At 71.0% G+C, this 4,171-nt stretch carries 3 protein-coding genes and 2 pseudogenes; 1 reads left to right on the top strand and 4 read right to left on the bottom strand.

Features of this window, described 5'->3' with window-relative positions:
* The 3 genes and pseudogenes from SACPADRAFT_RS28050 to SACPADRAFT_RS28045 form a co-directional block, all read right to left on the bottom strand.
* Positions 1 to 208 (bottom strand): annotated as a pseudogene (locus tag SACPADRAFT_RS28050) (hypothetical protein); the annotation flags it as partial.
* The gene (glf, locus tag SACPADRAFT_RS0215415; protein ID WP_028662490.1) at positions 201 to 1,427 is read right to left on the bottom strand and encodes a UDP-galactopyranose mutase; all 1,227 of its coding nucleotides are present in this window, start codon (positions 1,425 to 1,427) and stop codon (positions 201 to 203) included. The pseudogene SACPADRAFT_RS28050 and the gene glf, both read right to left, overlap by 8 nt.
* 256 nt (positions 1,428 to 1,683) lie before the next feature.
* Positions 1,684 to 2,670, bottom strand: coding sequence for an LLM class flavin-dependent oxidoreductase (locus SACPADRAFT_RS28045; RefSeq protein WP_007026722.1), 987 nt, complete (start codon positions 2,668 to 2,670; stop codon positions 1,684 to 1,686).
* Positions 2,671 to 2,751: 81 nt separating this feature from the next.
* On the opposite strand from SACPADRAFT_RS28045, the gene SACPADRAFT_RS0215405 reads away from it, so the two are divergent.
* A complete protein-coding gene (locus tag SACPADRAFT_RS0215405) occupies positions 2,752 to 3,567 on the top strand; it encodes a Cof-type HAD-IIB family hydrolase (RefSeq protein WP_007026723.1) in 816 nt (271 codons plus the stop codon).
* Between the two features lie 24 nt (positions 3,568 to 3,591).
* Here SACPADRAFT_RS0215405 and SACPADRAFT_RS0215400 read toward each other — a convergent pair.
* A pseudogene (locus tag SACPADRAFT_RS0215400) lies at positions 3,592 to 4,171 on the bottom strand (hypothetical protein); the annotation flags it as partial.

Genomic DNA, 4,171 nt, shown 5'->3' with positions numbered 1-4,171 from the left:
CCGCACCCACGGCGCCGAGCGCGACCCAGCCCGCACTGTGCTCGCCGAACAACGACAGTCCCCGCGCGGCCCGCACCAGGGCGGGCCGGGCCAGTCCGCGCTGGACGGTGACCAGGAGCGCGACCTCCCCGGACGGCCGGTCCTCGTCGCCCGCGGTGGGCAGTTCCACCTCGGGCGGGCGCACGTCCGGTGTCCGTGTCTCAGGCATCGATCGACCCGTCCAGCGGCGTGCCGTCGGTCAGGTGCGGGGCGATCTTGTTGTCGAACATCGACAGCGCCGACCCGATCGCCATGTGCATGTCGAGGTACTTGTAGGTACCGAGCCGCCCTCCGAACAGGACGTTGCGCTCGTGCGCCTCCTTCTTCGCCAGCTCGCGGTAGCGCTCCAGCTTCTCCCGGTCGTCGGCGGTATTGATCGGGTAGTACGGCTCGTCGTCGTCGGAGGCGAACCGGGAGTACTCCCGCACGATCACCGTCTTGTCGTCCGGGTAGTGGCTGCGCTCCGGGTGGAAGTGCCGGAACTCGTGGATCCGGGTGTAGGGGACGTCGATGTCGTTGTAGTTCATCACCGACGTGCCCTGGTAGTCGCCGGTGGGCACGACCTCCTGCTCGAAGTCCAGCGTGCGCCAGCCGAGCCGTCCCTCCGAGTAGCCGAAGTAGCGGTCCAGCGGCCCGGTGTAGACGACGGGCGTGCCCTCCGGGATCCGGTCGCGCACGGCGAAGTAGTCCACCCCGAGGCGCACCTCGATGTTCGGGTGGTCGGCCATGCGCTCCAGCCAGGCGGTGTAGCCGTCGACGGGCAGACCCTCGTAGGTGTCGTTGAAGTAGCGGTTGTTGAAGGTGTAGCGCACCGGCAGCCGGGTGATGATCGCCGGGGACAGCTCCTTCGGGTCGGTCTGCCACTGCTTGGCGGTGTAGCCCTTCACGAACGCCTCGTACAGCGGCCTGCCGATCAGCGAGACCGCCTTCTCCTCGAGGTTCCGGGCGTCCTTGGTGTCGATCTCGCTCGACTGCTCGGCGATCAGTTCCCGCGCCTCGTCCGGGGAGTGCGACTTCCCGAAGAACTGGTTGATCAGGTGCAGGTTCATCGGGAACGTGTAGACCTGCCCCTGGTACTTCGCGAACACCCGGTGCTGGTAGTCGGTGAATTCGGTGAACCGGGTGACGTAGTCCCACACCCGCTTGTTCGAGGTGTGGAACAGGTGCGCGCCGTAGCGGTGCACCTCGATCCCGGTCTCCGGTTCCGGTTCCGAGTACGCGTTGCCGCCGATGTGGTCCCGTCGCTCCAGCACCAGCACCCGCTTGCCGAGCTGCTCGGCGGCGCGTTCGGCCACCGTCAGGCCGAAGAAGCCGGAGCCGACGACCACCAGATCGAAACCGGAGTGTGCCTCGTTCGTGATGTCTGTGGAATTCGTGTCCGCGCTCACGCCCCGGAAGGCTACCGACGTGCCGCGACCCTCGTGCGGCGAGGCCACGGTTGCCCGCCCCCTGGACGGGCAACCGTGCCGCGCCGGGCCTTCCCCGCACGAGGGTCGAGCGGCCCCTGTTCCCCCGGTGCCTCGCGGCGCCTGTGCCCACTCCGACGTACGCGCTACCGGAACGGTTCCCGAACTCCCGAGACTCACCCGAACGAGTGAAACAGGAGGTGCGCGGGGTGGTGCCGGAACCACCCCGCGTCCGTGCTCACGCTCCGGGGCCGTCCGGGTCCTCCGGGGTGTCCCGCGACCCGGAAGCGGGGCCGTCCGGGTCCGGATCGTCCGGGTCCGGGCCGTCGAGGTCCTCCCGGTCGGCGGGCTTCTCCCGGCCCTGCACCTCCGGCAGGAGGTCCTCGGCGATGCCCTCCAGCACCGCCTCCCTGCCCTGGTAGGGCTCGCTGCTGCGCGGCCAGTGCACGACGACGTCGGTGAACCCGAGTTCGGCCGCCCGACCGACGGCCTCGGCGAAACTGTCCCGGCTGGTCAGGCTGTACACCGGGGCGGCGTCGAGGCTGAGGTAGCGGGGAACGCTGTCCGGGTCACGCCCGGCCTCGACCAGAGCGTCGGTGAACCGTCCGGCCTGCTCCGCCACCACCGACCACCAACGCTGCTGGCTCTCCCCGACACCCGGCCTGCCCGTGGTCACCCAGCCCTCGCCCGCCTCGGCGGCCCACCGCATCGTCCGCGGCCCCTCCGCCGCCAGGACGAACGGCATACGGGGCCGCTGCACGCATCCGGGGAGGTTCCGGGCGCCGCGGGCGGTGTACCAGGTGCCCGAGTAGTCGTAGCCGTCGATCCGCAGCAGCCCGTCCAGCGCGTCCACGAACTCGGTGAACCGGTCCGCCCGCTGCGCCGGGGAGAGCTCGGGCCCACCGAGGACCTCGGTGTCGTAACCGAGGCCACCCGCCCCGATCCCGAGGATCGTCCTGCCGTCCGAGACGTCCTCCAGGGTGATCAGCTCCCGGGCGAACGGGACGGGGTGGCGGAAGTTCGGGGAGGCCACGAACGTCCCGAGCGGGATCGTCGCGGTGACCATCGCGGCCGCGGTCAGGGTCGGCACCGCGTTGAACCACGGACCGTCGACCAGGTGCCGCCAGCCGAGGTGGTCGTAGGTCCAGGCATGGTCGAAGCCGTACTCCTCGGCGGCCCGCCACTTCGGTTCGGCGGCCCACCACCTGTCCTCGGGAAGGATCACGATGCCAACACGCACGGCGTCACACGCTATCGGTGAAACAGCACACCCCGCAGCACGGGCGTGATCTGGGAAACTGGAGGGGTGCGCAGACCCGACCTGATCGCCTCCGATGTCGACGGCACCCTGCTCGCCCCGATGGAGCGGGTGACCCCGCGCACCGTCGACACGGTCGCGAGGGCCGTGGACGACGGCGTCCCGGTGGTACTCGTGACCGGGCGCCCGCCCCGGTGGATCCCCCCGGTCGCCGACGCGACCGGCCTGACCGGGTACGCGGTGTGCTCGAACGGGTCGATCGTCTACGACATCGACGCCGACCGGGTCCGGCACGTGCACGGTCTGCTCGACCCGGTGCTGCTGAACGACGTGGCCGACGCGCTGGACACGGCGCTGCCCGGGAGCCGGCTCGCCGCCGAGCGCATCGGCGCCACGGCCGTGGACCCGGACCGGCACAACTTCGTCATCGAGTCGGAGTACTCCAACCCGTGGGGCGACGGGGAGGGGTTCGTCGTCCCCCGCGCCGAGGTGGTGGGCCATCCGGCGGTGAAACTGCTGGTCAGCCACACGAGGATGGACTCGGACGAGATGGCCCTCGCCGCGCGCAGCGTCCTCGACGGCGTGGTGGACATCACGTTCTCCTCCGGCAGCGGGCTCATCGAGCTCGCCGCGCACGGCGTCACGAAGGCGACCGGGCTGGAACACGTGGCCGGCGAACTGGGGGTGGACGCGGAGAACACCGTCTCCTTCGGGGACATGCCCAACGATCTGGACATGCTGCGCTGGTCCGGCCACGGCGTGGCGGTGGCCAACGCCCACCCGGTCGTGCTCGACGCCGCCGACGAGGTCACCGCGGCCAACCACGAGGACGGGGTGGCGCAGGTGCTGGAGCGCTGGTTCTGACCCCGCGCCCCGGACGGCGGCGTGCTACAGGCAGGAGACGTACTCGAAGTCGGGATGCTCGGCCAGGCGCCCGACCAGTTCCGAGGCCATCGCACGGCGCAGGTAGAGGGTGACCCAGTGGTCCGCTGGTGCGTGCCGGAAGCTGGCCACCTCGTACACACCGGCGTAGGCCGGGTGGATGCCGCACTGCTGTTCGTCGGTGTAGGCGTCCTCGTCCACGGCCACCATCGGGCGACGCACGTTCACCACGTAGTCGTAGTCGCGGGCGACGAACCGGCCGTCCACGAACCCGCGGTCCGTGGCGTCCCGGGCGATGTGCTCGTCCGTCCGGCCGAACACGTCGAGCACCACGACCGTCGGGCCCGCGTGATAGGCGAGCGCGGGTGTCTCGTGGGTACTGATCACCGTGCCGTCCCCCAGGGACCCGTCCAGCCACGCGCCGACCGCCGCCATCCCCGCGGTGGTGTGCCCGGTGGCGCGGACCGCGGGCAACGCCTGCGGGTGCATCGTGGTGACGACGAGGAACAGCCCACCCACGGCCAGCGCCGCCACCGGAGCCGTCCGGCGTCGCACCAGCGGCACACCGCCGTACGGCCGCCCCGCG

This window comes from Saccharomonospora iraqiensis subsp. paurometabolica YIM 90007 (assembly GCF_000231035.2).
GTDB classification, from domain to species: domain Bacteria; phylum Actinomycetota; class Actinomycetes; order Mycobacteriales; family Pseudonocardiaceae; genus Saccharomonospora; species Saccharomonospora paurometabolica.
This window is presented reverse-complemented; position numbering and strand designations above follow the sequence as displayed.